This window comes from Erwinia sp. PPS120, from assembly GCF_047918655.1.
In the GTDB taxonomy this organism is placed as follows: Bacteria; Pseudomonadota; Gammaproteobacteria; order Enterobacterales; family Enterobacteriaceae; genus Erwinia; species Erwinia tasmaniensis_A.
This window is the reverse complement of sequence record NZ_JBLREF010000005.1, coordinates 20,321-39,632: the sequence shown is the minus strand read 5'-3', so window position 1 is coordinate 39,632 and position 19,312 is coordinate 20,321. Positions and strand designations below refer to the sequence as shown.

Annotated in this window: 24 protein-coding genes; 3 read left to right on the top strand and 21 right to left on the bottom strand. The window is 52.9% G+C overall.

The window, feature by feature from the left end; translation table 11 throughout:
• Window positions 1-14: 14 nt before the first annotated feature.
• The 8 genes from ACLRGG_RS02720 to ACLRGG_RS02685 all read right to left on the bottom strand — a co-directional run bounded on the left by ACLRGG_RS02720 (window position 15) and on the right by ACLRGG_RS02685 (window position 5,152).
• Window positions 15-440 carry a phage tail assembly chaperone gene (locus ACLRGG_RS02720; protein ID WP_416248310.1) on the bottom strand — a complete coding sequence of 142 codons (426 nt, stop codon included), beginning with the start codon at window positions 438-440 and terminating at the stop codon, window positions 15-17.
• 3 nt (window positions 441-443) lie between these two features.
• Window positions 444-884 carry a phage structural protein gene (locus ACLRGG_RS02715; protein ID WP_067709499.1) on the bottom strand — a complete coding sequence of 147 codons (441 nt, stop codon included), beginning with the start codon at window positions 882-884 and terminating at the stop codon, window positions 444-446.
• Window positions 885-896: 12 nt separating this feature from the next.
• Entirely contained in the window at window positions 897-2,048 is a 1,152-nt protein-coding gene (locus ACLRGG_RS02710; protein WP_416248309.1) for a DUF3383 family protein, read from the bottom strand.
• 3 nt (window positions 2,049-2,051) lie between these two features.
• Window positions 2,052-2,600, bottom strand: a complete 549-nt coding sequence (locus ACLRGG_RS02705) for a phage neck terminator protein (RefSeq protein WP_416248308.1) — start codon at window positions 2,598-2,600, stop codon at window positions 2,052-2,054.
• A gap of 146 nt (window positions 2,601-2,746) precedes the next feature.
• On the bottom strand, window positions 2,747-3,157 hold the full coding sequence (locus ACLRGG_RS02700; RefSeq protein ID WP_416248307.1) for a lysis system i-spanin subunit Rz: 411 nt from the start codon (window positions 3,155-3,157) through the stop codon (window positions 2,747-2,749).
• Window positions 3,158-3,170: 13 nt separating this feature from the next.
• Window positions 3,171-3,683, bottom strand: a complete 513-nt coding sequence (locus ACLRGG_RS02695; RefSeq protein ID WP_416248306.1) for a lysozyme — start codon at window positions 3,681-3,683, stop codon at window positions 3,171-3,173.
• Between the two features lie 4 nt (window positions 3,684-3,687).
• On the bottom strand, window positions 3,688-3,918 hold the full coding sequence (locus tag ACLRGG_RS02690) for a class II holin family protein (RefSeq protein WP_416248305.1): 231 nt from the start codon (window positions 3,916-3,918) through the stop codon (window positions 3,688-3,690).
• Between the two features lie 859 nt (window positions 3,919-4,777).
• Window positions 4,778-5,152: an antiterminator Q family protein gene (locus tag ACLRGG_RS02685; protein ID WP_067709507.1), complete on the bottom strand. Its 375-nt coding sequence runs from the start codon at window positions 5,150-5,152 to the stop codon at window positions 4,778-4,780.
• A gap of 237 nt (window positions 5,153-5,389) precedes the next feature.
• Between ACLRGG_RS02685 and ACLRGG_RS02680 the strand changes: the two genes are divergently transcribed.
• Complete coding sequence (locus ACLRGG_RS02680) at window positions 5,390-6,115, top strand: S24 family peptidase (RefSeq protein ID WP_416248304.1); 726 nt, start codon at window positions 5,390-5,392, stop codon at window positions 6,113-6,115.
• A 120-nt stretch (window positions 6,116-6,235) separates the two neighbouring features.
• Window positions 6,236-6,490: a YfhL family 4Fe-4S dicluster ferredoxin gene (locus tag ACLRGG_RS02675; protein WP_416248303.1), complete on the top strand. Its 255-nt coding sequence runs from the start codon at window positions 6,236-6,238 to the stop codon at window positions 6,488-6,490.
• Window positions 6,491-6,523: 33 nt separating this feature from the next.
• Here the strand turns inward: ACLRGG_RS02675 and acpS are convergent, their stop codons facing one another.
• From acpS to trmN, 12 genes are all read right to left on the bottom strand, one after another.
• Window positions 6,524-6,904 carry a holo-ACP synthase gene (gene acpS, locus ACLRGG_RS02670; protein ID WP_416248302.1) on the bottom strand — a complete coding sequence of 127 codons (381 nt, stop codon included), beginning with the start codon at window positions 6,902-6,904 and terminating at the stop codon, window positions 6,524-6,526.
• Complete coding sequence (pdxJ, locus tag ACLRGG_RS02665; protein WP_416248301.1) at window positions 6,904-7,635, bottom strand: pyridoxine 5'-phosphate synthase; 732 nt, start codon at window positions 7,633-7,635, stop codon at window positions 6,904-6,906. Before pdxJ ends, acpS begins: the two co-directional genes overlap by 1 nt.
• Window positions 7,636-7,705: 70 nt before the next feature.
• Window positions 7,706-8,440, bottom strand: coding sequence for a DNA repair protein RecO (gene recO / locus ACLRGG_RS02660; protein WP_345828597.1), 735 nt, complete (start codon window positions 8,438-8,440; stop codon window positions 7,706-7,708).
• A gap of 5 nt (window positions 8,441-8,445) precedes the next feature.
• A complete protein-coding gene (gene era / locus ACLRGG_RS02655; RefSeq protein ID WP_416248300.1) occupies window positions 8,446-9,351 on the bottom strand; it encodes a GTPase Era in 906 nt (301 codons plus the stop codon).
• Complete coding sequence (gene rnc / locus ACLRGG_RS02650; RefSeq protein ID WP_067709524.1) at window positions 9,348-10,028, bottom strand: ribonuclease III; 681 nt, start codon at window positions 10,026-10,028, stop codon at window positions 9,348-9,350. The genes era and rnc overlap by 4 nt, the downstream gene beginning before the upstream one ends.
• 137 nt (window positions 10,029-10,165) lie before the next feature.
• Complete coding sequence (lepB, locus tag ACLRGG_RS02645) at window positions 10,166-11,125, bottom strand: signal peptidase I (RefSeq protein ID WP_416248299.1); 960 nt, start codon at window positions 11,123-11,125, stop codon at window positions 10,166-10,168.
• A 26-nt stretch (window positions 11,126-11,151) separates the two neighbouring features.
• Window positions 11,152-12,951 (bottom strand): translation elongation factor 4, encoded by a 1,800-nt coding sequence (gene lepA / locus ACLRGG_RS02640; protein WP_416248298.1) that lies wholly within the window; start codon window positions 12,949-12,951, stop codon window positions 11,152-11,154.
• 340 nt (window positions 12,952-13,291) lie between these two features.
• Entirely contained in the window at window positions 13,292-13,750 is a 459-nt protein-coding gene (gene rseC, locus ACLRGG_RS02635; protein WP_416248297.1) for a SoxR-reducing system protein RseC, read from the bottom strand.
• Window positions 13,747-14,700, bottom strand: a complete 954-nt coding sequence (gene rseB / locus ACLRGG_RS02630; protein WP_416248296.1) for a sigma-E factor regulatory protein RseB — start codon at window positions 14,698-14,700, stop codon at window positions 13,747-13,749. The genes rseC and rseB overlap by 4 nt, the downstream gene beginning before the upstream one ends.
• Window positions 14,700-15,350 carry an anti-sigma-E factor RseA gene (rseA, locus tag ACLRGG_RS02625; RefSeq protein ID WP_416248295.1) on the bottom strand — a complete coding sequence of 217 codons (651 nt, stop codon included), beginning with the start codon at window positions 15,348-15,350 and terminating at the stop codon, window positions 14,700-14,702. Before rseA ends, rseB begins: the two co-directional genes overlap by 1 nt.
• A 28-nt stretch (window positions 15,351-15,378) precedes the next feature.
• Window positions 15,379-15,954, bottom strand: coding sequence for an RNA polymerase sigma factor RpoE (gene rpoE, locus ACLRGG_RS02620; RefSeq protein WP_416248294.1), 576 nt, complete (start codon window positions 15,952-15,954; stop codon window positions 15,379-15,381).
• Between the two features lie 604 nt (window positions 15,955-16,558).
• A complete protein-coding gene (gene trmN / locus ACLRGG_RS02615) occupies window positions 16,559-17,296 on the bottom strand; it encodes a tRNA(1)(Val) (adenine(37)-N(6))-methyltransferase TrmN (RefSeq protein ID WP_416248293.1) in 738 nt (245 codons plus the stop codon).
• Window positions 17,297-17,428: 132 nt separating this feature from the next.
• On the opposite strand from trmN, the gene srmB reads away from it, so the two are divergent.
• Entirely contained in the window at window positions 17,429-18,754 is a 1,326-nt protein-coding gene (srmB, locus tag ACLRGG_RS02610; RefSeq protein ID WP_416248292.1) for an ATP-dependent RNA helicase SrmB, read from the top strand.
• A 55-nt stretch (window positions 18,755-18,809) separates the two neighbouring features.
• Here the strand turns inward: srmB and grcA are convergent, their stop codons facing one another.
• On the bottom strand, window positions 18,810-19,193 hold the full coding sequence (grcA, locus tag ACLRGG_RS02605; RefSeq protein ID WP_416248291.1) for an autonomous glycyl radical cofactor GrcA: 384 nt from the start codon (window positions 19,191-19,193) through the stop codon (window positions 18,810-18,812).
• Window positions 19,194-19,312: the final 119 nt, after the last annotated feature.

The window sequence follows — 19,312 nt, the reverse complement described above, 5'->3', positions numbered from 1 at the left end:
AAGGGTTTCCAGCGTTAAGCCACTGACGACGGCGCAGTCTCGCTGGCGGGGCGTTCTGGCAAAAAACTTCCCAGCGACTCCTCCACCACGCGCGCAACCAGTTTCAGCATCGTCATAAGATCCAGGTCGTCGAACATCAGCGTGCCCTGGGTAAACACCGGCACCCATCCCTTACCCTGCTGGCGGGAAACGACCGCCAGGCAGGGATGCAGAATGGCGTTAACGTCGTCGTCGCTCATATCAGAGAGCGCATTAGCGATCTTAGGCAGCGCCGTTTCCAGCGCCTGGCTAAGATTACCCCTGGCCGCAACGCTTTTGATGCCGTCAATATCCGAGGCTATCCCGGCCAGAACCGGGAGTAATTTACGGGAGACTTTCAGCTGTTCAAATACGCCCAGCCGGGCTGTACGGTACGGAATATCTTTAATATCGAATTCCATAAATCAATACACTCCCATCACCTGATCAATCTTGATGCAGTCAAATACCCAGCTCAGCGTGCCGCCCTCTTTAGTAAATTTCATATCGGGAAGTTTGTTGAACGCCACGCCGCGCGCGGTAATCACGTCGCCTGAGGCGTTATTGCGGATGACAATAACGTTGTTCCCCCAGGTGGCCGAGGACTCACTCTGCGCATTGTAGGCAAGAGACAGTTTTTTATTGACCGGTGACGTCTGGAGCAGATTGATGGTGATGGTGCCGCTTTTACCGGGCAGCAGGGAGTTCATCCCTTCGCCATCAATCCCCAGGGTCATGGTATTTTTATTACCCGCCATGGCGACGGTAATACCCTCGTCTGAGTGGGCAGAACCGCTGCCCACGTCGAAGACTACGCCCGGACCGACAAAAGACGCTGTTACATCCATAAAAGAATATGCTGCCATTGTGATATCTCCTTAGCGAACTACATTAATTTGAACGTCGGCGTAGTGCACAGCACCCGCCAGTTTGCATGCCACCTGAATCAGCGGCGCTTTACGGGCTTCCCGATCGGCCTGCGCCTGGGATGCCAGAGGCTGGGCATAAACGTAATACCCTTTGGTCAGCGTATCGCCCGAGCTGAGCTGGCCGATGTCGCCACCGCTCCAGACACCCGGCGCGACCAGACCGTTAGTTGCCGCCTGTGCCATGGAGGCTTCGACGTTAGTCATCAGTCGGGTGATCCCCGCTTCGGTCTGTGGGATCTTGCTGGTCGAGGTGTAAAGCAGGTTGAAAAGGTTGGTTTGCACCGAGTTCTGCAACCAGTCCAGCCCGTGGCGCTCATCGAAAAAGTCGCCGTTCGCCATGACGCCCTGCTGCAAAATGGCGGTGTCATTGGCATAGAGAACGTAGACGTTGGCATGTTTCGCCGTCAGCGCCGCCGCCTGATTGCTGGTCAGTTTTTCGTAGCCCACGCCCGGCTCGGTTTTGAACTTAAGGGTCAGCGTGGTGTTGCTGCCGCTAAAGTTGACGGTGAATGCCCGGGCAAACGCCGAGATAGCGGCATACTGGCTGCTGGTGGAGTACTGAACGAAGGTGCGGCCATAGCCCGCCACTTTCAGCTTCGCCGCCAGATCGCTCTGTGAGGTCGCATCAAGCGTTTCTGCATTATCAGTGGTAATGGCAAAGACCCGGCTCTGGCTGGATGACTCAATGGCGGCGGCAACGGCCAGCAGGTCGCTATCGGTTACCGCATCATCGCCGGAGGCGGCAATCGCCAGACCGTACCATTCGGTATATTGCAGCAGTGCGTTCACCGCCTGAGGCAGGGTTTCAGCCTCGCCCGCTTCACCGGTCGCCAGCGTTTTCGCCCAGCGGCCAATATAGAGCTGCTGAGGTTTCGGTGACTGAGCGAAATAGACTGAGGCTGCCTGATACTCTGCAGAAACCATACCAAAGTCCGTGCCGATATCTTCCGCAGAGGAATAGAGGCGCAGGCGTTCGGAAACGGGGATAACCGTTGAACTGCCCAGAATCAGCATTGAGCCAAAGTTGCGGCCCGTTGCCGCGCCAGGGGACATAATAACGTCAACGTTTACAATGCTGGATAAAGGTAATCCTTGTGACATACTTTATTCTCCAATCAGATTAAAAGGTGTTTCCACCAGTGATTTAATGCCGTATAAACGGACAGTTTTACGATTCAGACGCACCCGTAGCTGATTAATCCGCCGCGAGATATTGTCCGTAGTTTCAAAAGACGACGTTATATCGCCACCGTTCTCTGCGCAGATATCAAAGCGATTAAGCTCATCGATATTTTGCGATATTGTTAAGCCATCCCGTAATCGGGTGGCATAACGCTGCCCTTCAGGACCATAAAAGGTGATATCGCACTCAATAAGCTCATAGCGCCATAATTCAGCACTCCCCTCCTGTTGATTTTGTATTACCGGCGCACCCGTGGAAGAAAGAGTGCTAACCGCGATGGCGCAGCCATTTTCTTCAGCCGTAAATGCAGAGGATGTCTTTACTGGCCCGGCAGCGATAACACTGGCCGCTGGCAAGCCGGTAATACCGCTTACCCATTGCTGCAGCTGTGCAACCAATGCATCATCGTAAACAGCCTCACTATTCAGGGGTGTCAGCCACCCTGATTCAGTCGTTGAGTTATTACTCAATTTACCTCCATCATGAGTTATCAGTTCTTAATTGGGCGCGGAAAGGCTCGCCATTTTAGTTAAAAAAGGGTCGCTTTTACGCGTCAGTTAACGCCATCGCGCTACCTGAAGGTAGCGACAGGCGAAGCAGTATTACGCGCAGCTATTTAATGTTCATTCAGGCACTGCGAACGGATATAGGCCTGGAGCCCGCTTATTTGCGCTCTGGCGATTTCGATTCTTCGCCGGAGAGTGAAATAATCCCGTTCAGCGGTGTTATCAGGTCTGGCGCGGGTTGCATCATCCACGCCGGAGGTGGAATGAGTGCGGTTGCAGGTGGCGGCGAACTGCAACCTGCCGCCAGCAGAGAGAGAATGCTCAAGCTGACTGACATTTTCCAGAGCCTGCTGCAGCCTGTTAGAATACTCCTTATCGATCTGACTAACTTTCTTTTCACGCTGCTGCATATCCTTAATAAGCGTTTGCTTTTCATCTACACGATTAAGCGCATGATGATATTCGCTACGATAAAATATTGCGGTTTTTGCCAGAATAAAGAAAACCAGTATTACAGCCATCATTATTCCTGACTTAACGCCCAGCCAGTTCATTTCCATCTTCCAGTAAACATACAGAGCGCTCGGTTTCACGACGATTGATCAATCCTCGCCATTTTTCCCCGCCAGCATAAACCCAGCGCCGCATTTGATCGCAGGCGGTTTGATAGTGACCTGCATTAAGTTCTCTGAGCAGCGTCGATTGCCGGAAGGCCGTGATACCTACATTAAAGGTAAAGCTATAAAGTGCTGCGCGCTGGTATTCGTTAAGCGGCACCTTTACCAGACCGTCCACCGCCTGCTCAACGGGCTTAAGATCGTCCCTGAGCAGGCTATCGCACTGCTGGTCTGTATAAATTTTACCTGGAACGATGCCACTGCCAGTGTGACCATCGCATACCGTCCAGATCCCGGCGACATCGCGGTAGGGGCGATATACCCGCCCTTCAAGACCCTCCTCGCCCTGCAAAAGATGCGTGGCGATAATAAAGGCCCCGCTGCCAGCCGCGGCGATAAGCCTTTTTTTCAGTTTAGGTGATAACGCCATAAATTTACTCGTCGATCTCCGTTAAGACATGACTGCATCTTTGCAGCGCTTTTATTTGAGCTATCGTCATTTTTCGCCGGTAATACCAGTTAATCACGAAGGTAAAAAGGGCTACTAATATCCCTGCCAGCACGCCGATTGCGCTCCATTCATCCGGGCTGAAGCAATTAAGAAATCCATTCGCCATTGTCCCTATCGCTGCACCATAGGCGGCGCCAGACGTTAAATTGTTCATCGTATTGTCGCTCATCCTCATCGGCGGAATTATTCGCCATGATGAATTATTGAGGCAATCTGACCCTGTGTATTCCTTTCCTTTGGAGGGATATTGACACCTGACTTAACGAGTCAGATTGCTGAGTAGTGTTATCAAACCAGTTACCCTCCTGTTATTAAAAACAATATTGATAAAAGGAGTCGTTATCCAAGAGTGAAGAGACATGCCTTACAACAATGTTTCTCGCACCGGGAAACACGCCAGTGGTAGCTATTCTTATTCAATCTGTATGCTTTCACACTACAGTGTAGAATTCGTTACGAAAAGCTTTACTGGGCTTTTTTTTACTTTAATTAAACTCACATCACAAACATTATTTATACAGAGCACATACTATCCCGCACGAAACTCACTTAACAAACCAGCTAATCAGCACCGGCTTATTTATTTCATGATGCTATAGTAGAGGGTTAATTTCGTTACGAAAAGCCTTTATTTTTCTCAACCAAAAAAAATACGCCATTGATTACATAACAAATAAAATAAAATTTTGTTTTACCCATAAAAAAACCTGCCATGAAGGCAGGCTTTTTACAGCGATAGCATCTTCACTTGCATGCTAATACAGTACCTCGTTAATTTCGTTACGAAAAGCACTTAGTATGACTTTTTCAAAAATTAATAAATCACCGCCCGTAAAACACGCCCACAACCCGCGGGATAAAAGAACAGGATTTCATTACAAACTAAACCCCTTAAGGGCTAAAGGAAATAACTGTGACTCATCCAGTAAATTGCTCAGATTTAATCAGTTGATTTCAATTTTTATCAGATTATCAGGGATAATTCGTTACGAAAAGACTTATTATGGAAAATTTTAAACCCATGCGTCCATTTCAAGTTTCGCATCCGTCATAATAATGCAGGCATCAATAAACGTCTCAGCTATCATTAGCTGGTTACGGATTTTCCCTTCAGAACATTTCAGCTTACGGGCGATACCCGATTTCGACACATTATACATATAGTGCAGAACAACCAGATCAACCTCTTCATCGCGTCCCACCCTTTTTAATGTGGCAATGGCGGAGTCAATAATCATCCCGTCATTATCACAGCAGGACAGACGGGACTTACTCTCTGTCGGTAACAGGCTTTTAAAACCTGCCGCTACAGGTGACCAGTCCAGCTGTGTGCCCTCTGCCGCAGCCCATCCACCCCATCTTTCCAGTACCTTTTGTATATCTCGCATATAACCCCCCTCTTACGTAATCCTGTCCCGGGTGATATTTCCCCTGCCTTCTGCCCTCCATCTTCCTGACATCTGTTCTGTTACGACGCGTTGCCCCTAAGGGTCCGAACGTACGCCCGAACTGACCGCAGGCTCGCCAGACATGCTTTAATCCGGCTTATCGATGGTGACAATGCTGGCAATCTATACTAAAATGCATTATTCATCAACCCACAAACGATTAGAAAAGCAATTTTAATGCAAAAATGCATTACCCAGCAGGAAAATTTAACGAGAGATAACACGATGATTTTTGATCTCGATATTCTTAACCGAAATATCAAACACTTAATGGATGAAAGCGGGATTATAAGCGTAACTGAGCTGTCAAAAAGAGTAAATTTACAGCAGTCAACGCTGCATCGGTTGCTGACCGGTGAGGTCAAGGATCCCAAGTATACGACGCTGAAATACCTGGCAGATTACTTTCAGGTATCCCCCGTTGATCTTATCGAACGTGACCTGAGATCGGTACAAAGCAGTAACCTGATTCAGATTGAAGGCGACCTTCACTCATTTGCGCTGCAAAAAGTGCCGGTACTGGGGAATACTCAGCTGGGACATGGCGGCTACTGGAGCGATATGCAGTATCCGGTCGGGAACGGAGATGGTTTTCTGCGCTGGCCCTCCAGCGATCATGACGTTTACGCGCTTAAGTGCGTGGGTGATTCAATGATGCCGCGTATTAAGGAGGGTGAGTTTGTTATCGTCGAACCTAACCAGAATTTTCATCCTGGTGACGAGGTGCTGGTAGTGACGAATAATGGCGAAGTGATGGTCAAAACGTTTCTGTTCAAACGAGATGGTTTTTTCCACCTTTTACCGGTGAATGAAGATCATGCCCCCATTCGTATTGCCGTGCAGGATGTGACAAAAATGCAGTACGTGGCGGGTATTGCAAAATCATCGCTCTGGTATCCCTGATTACCTGACCTTAGTCAGGGTCGGGTCAGTCAGCACTCGCCTGCCGAGCCGGCAATATGGTAAATTATTGCCGTCAGTCAAACGATTGCCCGTGAAACGGGTTATGGAAATGAACGTTATATGGCTTTGCTAATTACCCGGCACTGTATTAACTGCGACATGTGCGAGCCTGAATGCCCTAATCAGGCCATCTCCATGGGCGATGCGATTTACCAGATTGATGCCGAACGCTGTACCGAGTGCGTAGGGCATTACGATACCCCAACCTGCCAGCAGGTCTGCCCGATCGACAACACCGTTGTAACCGACCCGGACCGTATTGAAAGCCGCGACCGGCTGTGGGAAAAATTTGTGGTTCTGCATCACGCCAGCTGACCGGGGAGGTTGTGCAGACAGGATCCTGCCTGCTTAATTCTCAATAATTACCGTGGCGCAGGCGTAATGACGCTCGTCAGCCAGCGTGACATGAACATGAACCACGCCCAGCCTCTTCGCCACGTCAGCCGCCTGCTGAAAAAAGCGCAGGCCCGGCTTTCCCAGCGCATCGTTGTAAACTTCAAACTGATTAAACGCCAGGCCGCCGCGAATGCCGGTGCCAAAGGCTTTGGCTGCCGCCTCTTTCACCGCGAAGCGTTTAGCAAGAAACCGCACCGGCTGCTGATGAGCCAGATACTGTTGCCATTCATTTTCACTCAGCACCCGCTTCGCCAGCCGGTCGCCGGAACGGGAAATGACCCCTTCAATACGGGCAATTTCAACAATATCGCTGCCAAGGCCAAGGATCGCCATTACCGACGTGCTTCCCGCAGCAGGTTTTTCATCTCTTTAACCGCCTCCGCCAGCCCGCTCATCACCGCCCGACCAATGATGGCGTGACCGATATTAAGCTCGTGCATCTGTGGCAGCGCGGCTATCGGCTGTACGTTGTGGTAGGTCAGCCCGTGCCCGGCGTTCACTTTCAGCCCTTTGCCGTCAGCATAGACCGCCGCATCTTTGATGCGCTTGAATTCCGCATCACGCAGCCGTCCCTCACTGGCTTCAGCATAGGCACCGGTATGAATCTCAATAAAAGGTGCCCCGGTGGCCATGGCGGCATCAATTTGCTGATGATCGGGATCGATAAACAGCGATACCAGGATCCCCGTTTCTTTCAGGCGCGAGACGGCAACGGTGATTTTTTCCAGCTGTCCGGCTACGTCCAGACCGCCTTCGGTGGTCACTTCTTCACGCTTTTCTGGCACCAGGCAGCAGAAGTGCGGCTTGATTTCACAGGCGATATCGATCATCTCGTCGGTAACGGCCATCTCAAGATTCATGCGCGTCTGAATAGTCTGCCGCAGGATCCGCACATCGCGGTCGGTAATATGGCGACGATCTTCCCGCAGGTGTACGGTGATGCCATCCGCCCCCGCCTGTTCAGAAACAAAGGCCGCCTGCACCGGATCCGGGTAGTGAGTACCGCGCGCATTACGCACGGTCGCAACGTGATCGATATTAACGCCTAACAACAATTCAGCCATAGCGGACCTCAATTTTTCACATTATTAGCAGAGTACATTGTTCATTGCGCCTGCCGGTAGAAGCACGGGCTTATTCAGCATCGGGAAGCGGATCGGCGCGCTTTTTGGGAACAAACTGGCGGAAAAGCTCCTGACTTTTTAGCGGCTTTCCCCCAAGATAAGGCTTTAGCGCAATGCGCGTAAAGCGCTTGGCGGCGCGCAGCGTATCCGCATCGGGAAAGGTTCGCTCGTAAAGCGCCCGCAGCTGTCGCCCGGTAAAGGTATTATTGTTTATCACCAGGCTGGCAATAAAGCCTTTCTCTTCACGGTAGCTGTAGGTCATACCTTCGGCCACCTCTTCGCCGCTCCCCGCGCAGTGCAGAAAATCGACGCCGTAGCCCAGGTGGCCCAGCATCGCCAGTTCGAAACGGCGTAGCGCAGGTTCAGGCGAACCGCTGGCTGCTGCCAGCGCCTGCAGGCAGTAGAGATAGTCGAAAAATAGCTCGGTGAAGGCGGTTTCCTGCTCCAGCACGCGGGAGAGCAGTTCGTTAACGTAGAGGCCGCAGTAAAGGGTAATGCCAGACAGGGGTAAAGCCAGAGAGATAGGTTCAGCCCCACGCAGCGTTTTTACTTCTCCGCGTCCCCCCCACCGCACCAGCAGTGGTGTGAAGGGTTGCAGCGCGCCTTTCAGGCTGGAGCGCTTTCCGCGCGCGCCTTTGGCAACAACGCGGATGCGTCCGTAATTTTCAGAAAAGAGGTCGAGCATCAGGCTGGTTTCGCTCCAAGGGCGTCCATGCAGAACAAACGCGCGCTGCCAGCCTTCCATCAGGATCAGAGATCGTCAGTGTAGCCCAGGCTACGCAGAGCACGCTCGTCATCCGCCCAGCCCGACTTCACTTTAACCCACAGTTCAAGGTGAACCTTCACCTCAAACATCTCCTCCATGTCCTTACGGGCTTCAATACCAATGGTTTTAATTTTGGCGCCTTTATTGCCTATAACCATTTTCTTCTGGCCTTCACGCTCAACCAGAATCAGACCGTGGATATCGTAACCGCCCCGCTCGTTGGTCACGAACTGCTCAATTTCAACCGTCACCGAATAGGGCAGCTCCGCGCCCAGGAAGCGCATCAGTTTTTCACGGATTATTTCGGAGGCCATAAAGCGCTGCGAACGGTCGGTGATGTAGTCTTCCGGGAAGTGGTGGATAGCTTCCGGCAGGCGCTTGCGCACGATGCTGGCAATGGTATCGACGTTTTTGCCGCTTTCAGCAGAGATCGGCACTACGTCCATAAAAGTCATCTGCTGGCTGAGAAACTGCATGTGCGGCAGCAGGATGCTTTTGTCGGTAATGTTGTCAACTTTGTTGATAGCAAGCAGAACCGGCACTTTGCCATCTTTCAGCTTGTTGACCACCATTTCATCATCGGCCGTCCAGCGCGTACCTTCCACGACAAAGATAACCAGTTCGACGTCGCCGATTGAGCTGCTTGCCGCACGGTTCATCAGGCGGTTGATCGCCCGCTTCTCTTCCATATGCAGGCCGGGTGTGTCCACATAGATGGCCTGATAACCATCTTCAGTGTGGATCCCCATAATGCGATGACGCGTAGTTTGCGGCTTGCGTGAGGTGATAGAAATCTTCTGCCCCAGAAGCTGGTTCAGTAAAGTGGATTTCCCGACGTTTGGGCGGCCTACGATAGCAATAAAGCCGCAATGGGTGGTTTGTTCGCTCATTCAAGTCCTAGCTTAATCAGGGCCTGTTCGGCCGCTGCCTGCTCAGCTTTGCGACGGCTGGATCCGGTTCCCACAACCGGTTCCGCCATGCCGCTTACCTGGCAGTGAATAGTAAATTCCTGGTCATGCGCTTCGCCACGCACCTGCACCACCAGATAGGAGGGCAGCGGCAGATGGCGACCCTGCAGATACTCCTGCAGACGCGTTTTGGGATCTTTCTGTTTGTCACCCGGGCTGATCTCATCCAGACGGCTGGCATACCAGCTGAGGATCAGTTTCTCAACGGACTGGATATCGCTGTCCAGAAAAACACCGCCGATTAGTGCCTCTACGGTATCGGCCAGAATTGATTCACGGCGGTAGCCACCGCTTTTCAATTCGCCGGGACCAAGACGGAGGCATTCACCGAGATCAAACTCACGGGCCATTTCAGCCAGCGTGTTGCCGCGCACCAGCGTGGCGCGCATGCGGCTCATGTCCCCTTCATCAACGCGTGGAAAACGCTGATAGAGCGCATTAGCAATCACATAGCTGAGGATTGAGTCGCCCAGAAACTCCAGTCTTTCGTTATGTTTACTGCTGGCGCTACGGTGTGTAAGTGCCTGCTGTAACAGTTCCTGATGGGTAAAAGTGTAGCCCAACTTACGCTGGAGCCTGTTAATTACGATGGGATTCATGTGTTACCAGTATCTGAATGCGTCAATTATTCTGCACACGGAACAGGGCTGGACGCGCCAACACGGGACTGTTTCGTGTGCAGGGTGAATGCCAACAGGCACTCACCCGCCCAAGTAATGCTACCCGAGGGTCAGCATCAGTGAATACCGCCAATGCGGCTCAGGCGAACGCCAGTTGGCCATTCACCTTCCTGCTTCTTAAAGCTCATCCAGATGGTGGTCGCTTTACCAACCAGATTACGCTCGGGAACAAAGCCCCAGTAGCGGCTGTCTGCGCTGTTGTCGCGGTTGTCGCCCATCATGAAATACATACCCTGCGGTACCACCCACGTCGACTGCGGCTGACCCGGCTGCTGATAGTACGAGCTTGCCTGACCTGGCGCCTGGGTGACCAGCAAAATCGCGTGCGTGACGTCGCCCAGCGTTTCATTGCGGGTAGCCAGACGCAGTCCGCCGCGCATGGATTCGCCCTGCGGCACCTGATAGAAACCATTGCCCACTTCGTTGCCGTCAAAACCGCTGAAGGTCTGAATAAAATCGCTCGGCTTCACGTTGGAGTAGGTTACCGGCAGCGCTTTTTCACAGGACTGGCCTGCACAGGCCGGATTAATGCTCACCGTTTTGCTCTGCGGATCGTAACTGACCCGATCCCCAGGTAGCCCCACTACGCGTTTGATATAGTCCAGGCTCGGATCCTTAGGGTATTTAAACACCGCGATATCGCCACGTTTCGGATGCCCGGTCGGGATCAGCGTAGTTTGCGTAATCGGGTCTTTGATACCGTAGGCGAATTTTTCAACCAGGATAAAGTCCCCGATCAAAAGCGTTGGCATCATCGAACCTGAAGGGATCTGGAAGGGTTCGTAGATAAATGAACGCACCACGAACACCAGCAGCAGCACCGGGAATACCGATGCAGTGGTTTCCACCCAGCCGGGCTGCTTCGCCGCTTTAATCTGCTCCGGCGTGCCCGTTGCAGCGTCTGACTGTGCCAGCTTTGCCCTGCGGGCCGGTGCCCACTTAAACTTATCAATACACCAGACAATGCCGGTGAGTAAGGTTGCAATCGCCAGAATCAGGGCGAACATATTTGCCATTCCACTTCCCTCAAAGCCCGCAGGCTCTATTTGCTGTCTTTACCGACATGGAGAATGGCAAGGAACGCTTCCTGAGGCAGTTCAACGTTACCGACCTGCTTCATGCGTTTCTTACCGTCTTTCTGTTTCTGCAGCAGCTTTTTCTTACGGCTCACATCCCCGCCGTAGCATTTAGCCAGGACGTTTTTACGCAGCTGCTTCACGGTAGAGCGGGCAATGATGTGGTTACCAATCGCCGCCTGAATTGCAATATCAAACTGCTGACGCGGAATAAGCTCCTTCATTTTCTCCACCAGGTCACGTCCACGATAGGGTGCATTATCACGGTGGGTGATCAGCGCCAGCGCATCGACGCGTTCGCTGTTAATCAGCACGTCTACGCGTACCATGTCAGAGGCCTGGAAACGCTTGAAGTTATAATCCAGTGAGGCGTAACCGCGTGACGTCGACTTGAGACGATCGAAGAAGTCGAGTACCACTTCCGCCATGGGGATGTCATAGGTCAGCGCGACCTGGTTACCGTGATAGACCATATTGGTCTGTACGCCGCGTTTCTCAATACACAGGGTAATCACGTTGCCCAGGTATTCCTGTGGCATCAGCATATGACATTCCGCAATAGGCTCGCGCAGCTCTTCAATATTATTCAGCGGCGGCAGCTTGGATGGGCTGTCTACATAAACCGTCTCACCCGACGTGGTGATCACTTCGTACACGACGGTCGGTGCGGTGGTAATCAGATCGAGATCGTATTCACGCTCCAGACGCTCCTGAATAATCTCCATATGCAGCAGGCCAAGGAAACCACAGCGGAATCCGAAACCCAGTGCCGTCGAACTTTCTGGCTCGTAGAACAACGAGGCGTCATTGAGGCTCAGCTTGCCCAGCGCATCGCGGAAGGCTTCGTAGTCGTCTGAGCTAATGGGAAACAGCCCGGCGTAGACCTGCGGCTTCACTTTCTTAAAGCCCGGTAGCGACTTATCGGCGGGATTACGTGCCAGCGTCAGCGTATCGCCCACCGGAGCGCCCAGGATGTCCTTAATGGCGCAGACCAGCCAGCCTACTTCACCACACTTCAGCACGTCGCGATCGACGCGTTTTGGCGTGAAAATACCCAGGCGGTCAGCGTTGTAGCTCTGCCCGGTACTCATTACTTTAACTTTCTCGCCCTTGCGCAGGGTGCCGTTTTTAACGCGGATCAGCGATACCACGCCCAGATAGTTATCGAACCATGAGTCGATAATCAGGGCTTGCAGCGGTCCATCCGGGTCGCCTTCCGGTGGCGGAATGTCTCGCACCAGGCGCTCCAGCACGTCGGGTACGCCCACGCCGGTTTTCGCAGAGCAGCGAACGGCATCGGTGGCATCAATCCCCACGATGTCTTCGATTTCCTGGGATACGCGATCGGGATCGGCCGCAGGCAGATCGATCTTATTCAGCACCGGTACAACTTCCAGATCCATTTCCATCGCCGTGTAGCAGTTGGCCAGAGTCTGTGCTTCCACACCCTGCCCGGCGTCAACCACCAGCAGAGCGCCTTCACAGGCTGCCAGCGAGCGGGAAACTTCATAAGAGAAGTCCACGTGGCCCGGCGTGTCGATAAAATTGAGCTGGTAAGTTTCACCGTCCGGCGCGTGATAGTCGAGCGTAACGCTCTGCGCCTTGATGGTAATGCCGCGTTCGCGCTCTAAATCCATAGAATCCAGAACCTGCGCCGCCATTTCACGTTCGGTCAGGCCGCCACAAATCTGAATTAAACGATCGGATAGCGTGGATTTGCCATGGTCGATATGAGCGATGATAGAAAAGTTTCTTATATGCTTCATTTATATGAATATTTTCGCTTAAACGTTCGGTTTAGTTCTTGCGGTGAACATAACACTGGACACTTCACGCAATGCACCCGCCATCAATGAGCACGCATCTTACACTGTTCGCCCCTGCCACGAAAGAATTCACATACATAGCGCTTCATCAAATTATTTACTCTGCCTGATATTATGCGGCAGGCGCTGGCTGGCACAGTCAGGGCTGGAGCGCATATCACGACGCCACAGATTGTGCACAGGATCAGCGAAAGTCGCAGAGAACTGAAAATGGGGAGTAGGCAGATACTGGCTTCCTGTGAAGGGTGCCAGCTGACGGTGGACCGAAGCAGGATTAGGATTAGGTTTCAACACGCAGGGCATCGGGAGGTAATGCGATGCTCAAAATGACGGGCTGGAAGGAGGCCGATTTACCCAAATAAACCGAGACGCCTTTGGCGATAATAAAACCGCCTGTTCCGCCCAGCAGTGCGCCCGCCGCTGCGGCCAAATCGCTGTGAAACAGCATTTGAAACAGGCCGGCCACCAGAAACAAACCCACCAGCGGCGTCATATAGACCAGCAGGGCTGAGCTAAGCAGGCTTTTTTCAGCAATACCCAGCTCAATGCGCTGACCCGCAATAAGCGGCTCGCTGCTTGCAATCGTCATCACATGCGCATTTTTTGGCCCCAGCTTATTCAGCACCTGGCTTCCGCAGCCCTTACGGGCTGAACAGCTGCTACAGGAGGTTTTCATTTCCGAATGAAGCGTGGCTATGCCGTCCTTCCACGAAACGACCGTGGCCCATTCTCTCATCATCGTGCAGCTCCTAATATAACGCCGTCAGTAATACGCTTAGCCGTTGAGGGGGGAATTTCGCCCACAAGGGTAATTTCAGTATTATCGCGTATTTCAGTCTGCACCGTACGGCGACCTGTGCGCAATAGCTGCGGAACGCTATTTTTATCGGCCGCGCTCACGTTGATGGAAAAGGTGAACAGGCCGTCTGAATAGAGCCGTGAATCCACCAGCTTGTTCAGCGCCGGAATGCGTCGACGGCTTTCCGTCAGCTCTTTCATTCCGGCAGGTATCCAGCCGGGCTTCCAGTTAAACGTCACTTTTTCAGCCACCGGCATCGAGAATGAAGGGGGCATGTTGGCTTTTTCCAACCCCTGCATCATTCTGCGCACCCCATCGTCCACTGCAAAGCTGACAACACGATATTGTTCAAGGGTTTCACCATCATGGTCGAGAAGATCGATACGCAGGGGCAGCTTTGTTTCGCTGTCCAGCCAGACGATATAGCTGTAGCGGGTTCCGTCTCGCGCCACGATGCGCACGACTTCGCACAGCTGATCGGCAATGCGTGCACGCCCAACTGGCACAAAATCGTAGTTCTCCGCAACCTGCTGAAAATCGGCAAACACCAGCGAGGGAAGTGAATCAACAATATGATCGCTGGTTAGGGTGAAGGGTTCCAGACCCGGCTCGAAGTAGCTGACTTCTTTGCCGCGCTGGATAACTTCGCGCCGGGGGCCATCCATCTGTAATAGCTGAGCGTAGACTTTATCGTTCAGCACAGCATGACGGTAGCGCAGAGATTCAATCCCGAGCCTGGAAACGTTGATGTAGGCGAGTTCGTAATTAAGAGACTGGCTGGCCTGCTCCATTTGTTGCAGAAGCGCCCCGGAGGTGGTTTCCGCCGGGGCGACTGAGGAGTACATCAGGCTGCCAGCCATAAGGCTGACGGCACACCAAAGTTGCTTCATTACTGCTGCTGAATTCCTAACGACTGGTTACCAGGAACCTGAACGGCCGCCTGCTGCGCAGGGTTTTGTTCAAATTGAGCCTGGCCGGAATGCAGACGGCGCTGCAGTTCGTAATCCTGGAGCATCGCATTAACGCGGCGACGCTGTTCCTGTACGCGCTGTGGTGCGCTGCTCATCGCATCGCTCTCAGAGGGTACACCCAGGCTTACCGGCGAGGCCTGACCCATCATCGGCAGGGTGTTAAACGCCGGTGCATCCGATTCCGTCTGACCATTTTGTGGCTGGTTGTAATGCTGCACACCCACAATCACCGCCAGTGAAACACAGGCAGCCACACCAACCTGAGTAATCTGTGCCGCCCAGGGGCGCACTTTATGCCAGAATGGCATATTCTCGTAGCGCTCCGGTTTGGGCTGCGCTTCAGGAATAAGCGGCGTCGTTTTGTTACGCGGCTCAAGCTCGAGGGCCGCTGCGACACGGTCGGCGATATCAAAATGCATCACCGGCGCAAGATCGCCACGCAGGGTATCGCGAATCAGGTGATAGCTTTCCCAGTTTTTCTGGAGCGTGGCGTCGTTAGACAAGGCTGACAAAACTTCGTTATCCAAAGTTTCCCCGTCCATTAAAGCGGAAAGTTGTTCTTTCTGCATGCCTTATACCTTCCTGTATCCGCTATTGCTAGCGTTGGATAAGCGGTTGAATTTTATTGTCGATAGCTTCGCGGGCGCGGAAAATCCGGGACCGCACCGTACCGACCGGACACTCCATGATGCTGGCTATCTCTTCATAGCTCAGGCCATCCAGTTCCCTTAGCGTAATAGCCATACGTAAGTCTTCGGGAAGTGTCTCAATGGTACGAAAAACTACCTGCTTCAATTCATCCGACAACATTAAGTTCTCAGGGTTCGAAATTTCTTTCAGTGCGCCGGCACTTTCAAAGTTTTCCGCATCAATTGCGTCCACATCACTAGCGGGTGGACGACGCCCCTGAGCAACCAGGTAATTTTTAGCCGTGTTAACGGCAATCCGATAGAGCCAGGTATAAAATGCGCTGTCGCCCCGGAATGAATCCAGCGCTCGATACGCTTTTATAAACGATTCCTGAACAACGTCAGGCACGTCTCCCGAGGGGACATAGCGGGAAACCAGGCTGGCCACTTTATGCTGGTAGCGAACCACCAGGAGATTAAATGACTTCTGATCGCCTTTCTGTACGCGCTCGACGAGAACTTGATCTGCTAACTGCTCGCTCATCTGAGGTAATGTCTCCCCCAATCTTTTCCAACGCATTGACGAACTACCCGCAACAACTCATATTTTTTGAGCAAGCCTGCGCTTAGAGTGATGATCATGAGTTAAGTTCCATACGCTGTTATTTTTGTGATCACGCTGGGCGAAGAAGAGTGTCCGGTACGCATTTTTATGATTTCTGTCTGGTTTAAGCAGCCACTGTTTTCTCAGCTTCTACGCCTGGTGACGCAAACTCTTGTTAACGCCGCAGAGTACCCCAACAGGCTGGCTTTTTCACCTTATAATCTCGGCAATCCGCTGCTGTTCGCAATATTCATGCCCTACTATGGGATACCCGGCTGAATAACTCCGCTATTCAACGGCCTACCCCCTCCCGTTCTTTCGCTGCTCCTTTAGGGTGTCAAAAGTTTTTTTTGCGGAGCACGCTGTGCCCCAATGGTGTGGGCTTTATGCGGATTTTGATTTACATGCGGAGCTCGCTCCGCATGATCTCGTGGCGCGCGCTTTCGACCCCGAAATGAAGCGGCCGGGGGCAGACGGTATGACACTATCAGCTGGATTATCCTCACCCGCGGGCGGTGGCCGCCCCTGCCATTCTGACGCCCGATCAGCGGTAAAGGTAAAAATCCCGGGTCAGGCTACAGTGCGCGTCCGAATAGCGCTGGTCCGGCCCGCGAATGGTCATCCTGTCAATAAACTGCTCACCCTCGCGGGGGGACAGCGCCAGCATAACGCGATTGGGCGGGCGATTATCGTTATCGGAGATATCGGTACGAAAGCGCAGATGCCAGCCGCGCTGCTGCGCCAAATCGGCCAGCGCCTGGCCTGCGGCCGCGGGCAGGATCACGCAGAAGAAGCCCTCTTCCGCTATCAGGTTTTCCGCACAAGCCAGCAACACATCGTGAGTGAGCCCCGTGGTATAGCGGGCGGCGGCCCGTTCAGGCGTGGCACAGTCAACGCCCGGCACAAAATAGGGGGGATTGCTGACAATCAGACTGTAGCGGTGCTCACACTGCTGCGCCCACAGCCGGATATCATCCTGCCAGATATAAATGCGCTCGCCCCAGGGGGAGGCCTGCGCATTTTCCTGCGCCTGCCCGGCTGCCTGCTCGTCCAGTTCAACCGCATCAATAATCGTCTCCTGCCCGGTTCGCTGTGCCAGCATCAGCGCGATGAGGCCGCTGCCGGTGCCGATATCCAGCACCCTGCGGGCGCCTGCAACCGGGGCCCAGGCGCCCAGAAGCACGCCATCCGTGCCGACTTTCATCGCGCAGCGATCGTGAGCGACGAAAAATTGCTTAAAGGTAAATCCATTGGCGCGCAAAACCGCCTTATGCTGAGACATTTGACTGACCTGAAGTGGAAACGGCGCTAGCATAGGACAAAGCAGATGTAAGGAAAAGTCATAAAGGCCACACAAACAGATGAAGATCGCGGCCAATCTGTCTATAATCAGCGCCCCAAACTGAGGTAGAACATGACTGTAACCACTTTTTCCGAACTCGAACTTGATGAAAGCCTGCTGAGAGCCTTGCAGGACAAGGGCTTTACACGCCCTACGGCTATCCAGGCCGCTGCGATCCCGCCTGCACTGGAGGGTCGCGACGTTCTGGGTTCGGCACCAACAGGTACAGGCAAAACAGCGGCATATTTGCTGCCTGCTCTACAGCATTTGCTCGATTTTCCCCGTAAGCAATCCGGCCCGCCGCGTATTCTGGTGGTGACGCCAACGCGTGAGCTGGCGATGCAGGTGGCCGATCAGGCCCGCGAGCTGGCTAAATATACCCATCTTGATATTGCCACCATTACCGGCGGCGTGGCCTATATGAACCATGCCGAAGTGTTCAGCGAGAACCAGGACGTGGTGGTTGCTACCACTGGCCGCCTGCTGCAATACATCAAAGAAGAAAACTTCGACTGCCGCGCGGTGGAAACCCTGATACTCGACGAAGCCGACCGTATGCTGGATATGGGCTTCGCGCAGGATATCGAAACCATTTCTGCCGAAACCCGCTGGCGCAAGCATACCCTGCTTTTTTCTGCCACGCTGGAAGGCGATGCGATCAAGGACTTCTCCGACCGCCTGCTTAACGAGCCGGTTGAGATTGAGGCCGATCCCGCCCGCCGTGAACGTAAGAAAATTCTGCAGTGGTACTACCGTGCCGATGATATCAAGCATAAAACGGCGCTGCTAATCCACCTGCTTAAGCAGACCGACGTTACCCGCTCCGTGGTCTTTGTGCGCAAGCGCGAGCGCGTTCACGAGCTGTGTGGCTGGCTGCGCGAAGCCGGTATCAATACCAGCTACCTTGAGGGCGAGCTTGAGCAGTACAAACGTAACGAAGCGATCAAACGCGTCGTGGACGGGCGCGTTAATGTCATGGTGGCGACGGACATCGCTGCCCGCGGCATTGATATTGACGATGTCAGCCACGTATTTAATTTCGATATGCCGCGTACCGCTGATATCTATCTGCACCGTATTGGCCGCACGGGCCGTGCAGGTAAGAAAGGCACGGCGATCTCGCTGGTTGAGGCACACGACAATCTCCTGCTCGGAAAGGTCAGCCGTTATATTAATGAGCCGCTGAAAGCGCGCACCATTGATGAACTCCGCCCAACGACCCGACCGCCGAGCGAGAAACTCGGCGGTAAGCCGTCTAAGAAAGTGCTGGCGAAACGCAAAGAGAAAAAAGAGAGCGAAGAGACGAAGCCGCGCGTGAAAAAACGCCATCGCGATGCGAAAAATATTGGTAAACGTCGTAAGCCAAGCGGTACGGTGAATGGCGACAGCGCTGAATAAAGCGTTAAAAAAACCGTCTCAATGAGGCGGTTTTTTATTACCCGTTACGAAGACGTTAGAGACTTTCAGTAAAGGTACGGGTAATCACATCACGCTGCTGCTCAGGGGTCAGCGAGTTAAAGCGAACGGCATATCCTGATACGCGGATCGTAAGCTGTGGATACTTTTCGGGATGCTTCACCGCATCTTCCAGGGTTTCACGGCGAAGAACATTAACGTTCAGATGCTGACCGCCCTCTACGCGGACTTCAGGCTTAACTTCAAGCGGAATTTCACGGTACTCAATTTTACCCAGGTCGGTGACCGGAACAATCTGGTCTTCACGGTAGCCTGCTTTCGCGCAGACGCAGCGCGCTTCATCTTTGTCGCTATCCAGCAGCCAGAATGAGTTAATTAACGTAGCGTTGCTTGCTTTAGTGATCTGAATTCCAGTAATCATGATTTGCCTCCCAGGCAGTGCGGCGCTGACAGACAACAGCGCAGAGTTAAAGGATAAATTTCAGCTTCAGTCATTCTGTATATCAGTCTCCGGTCGGTGTAATGTTGACCAATATCAAT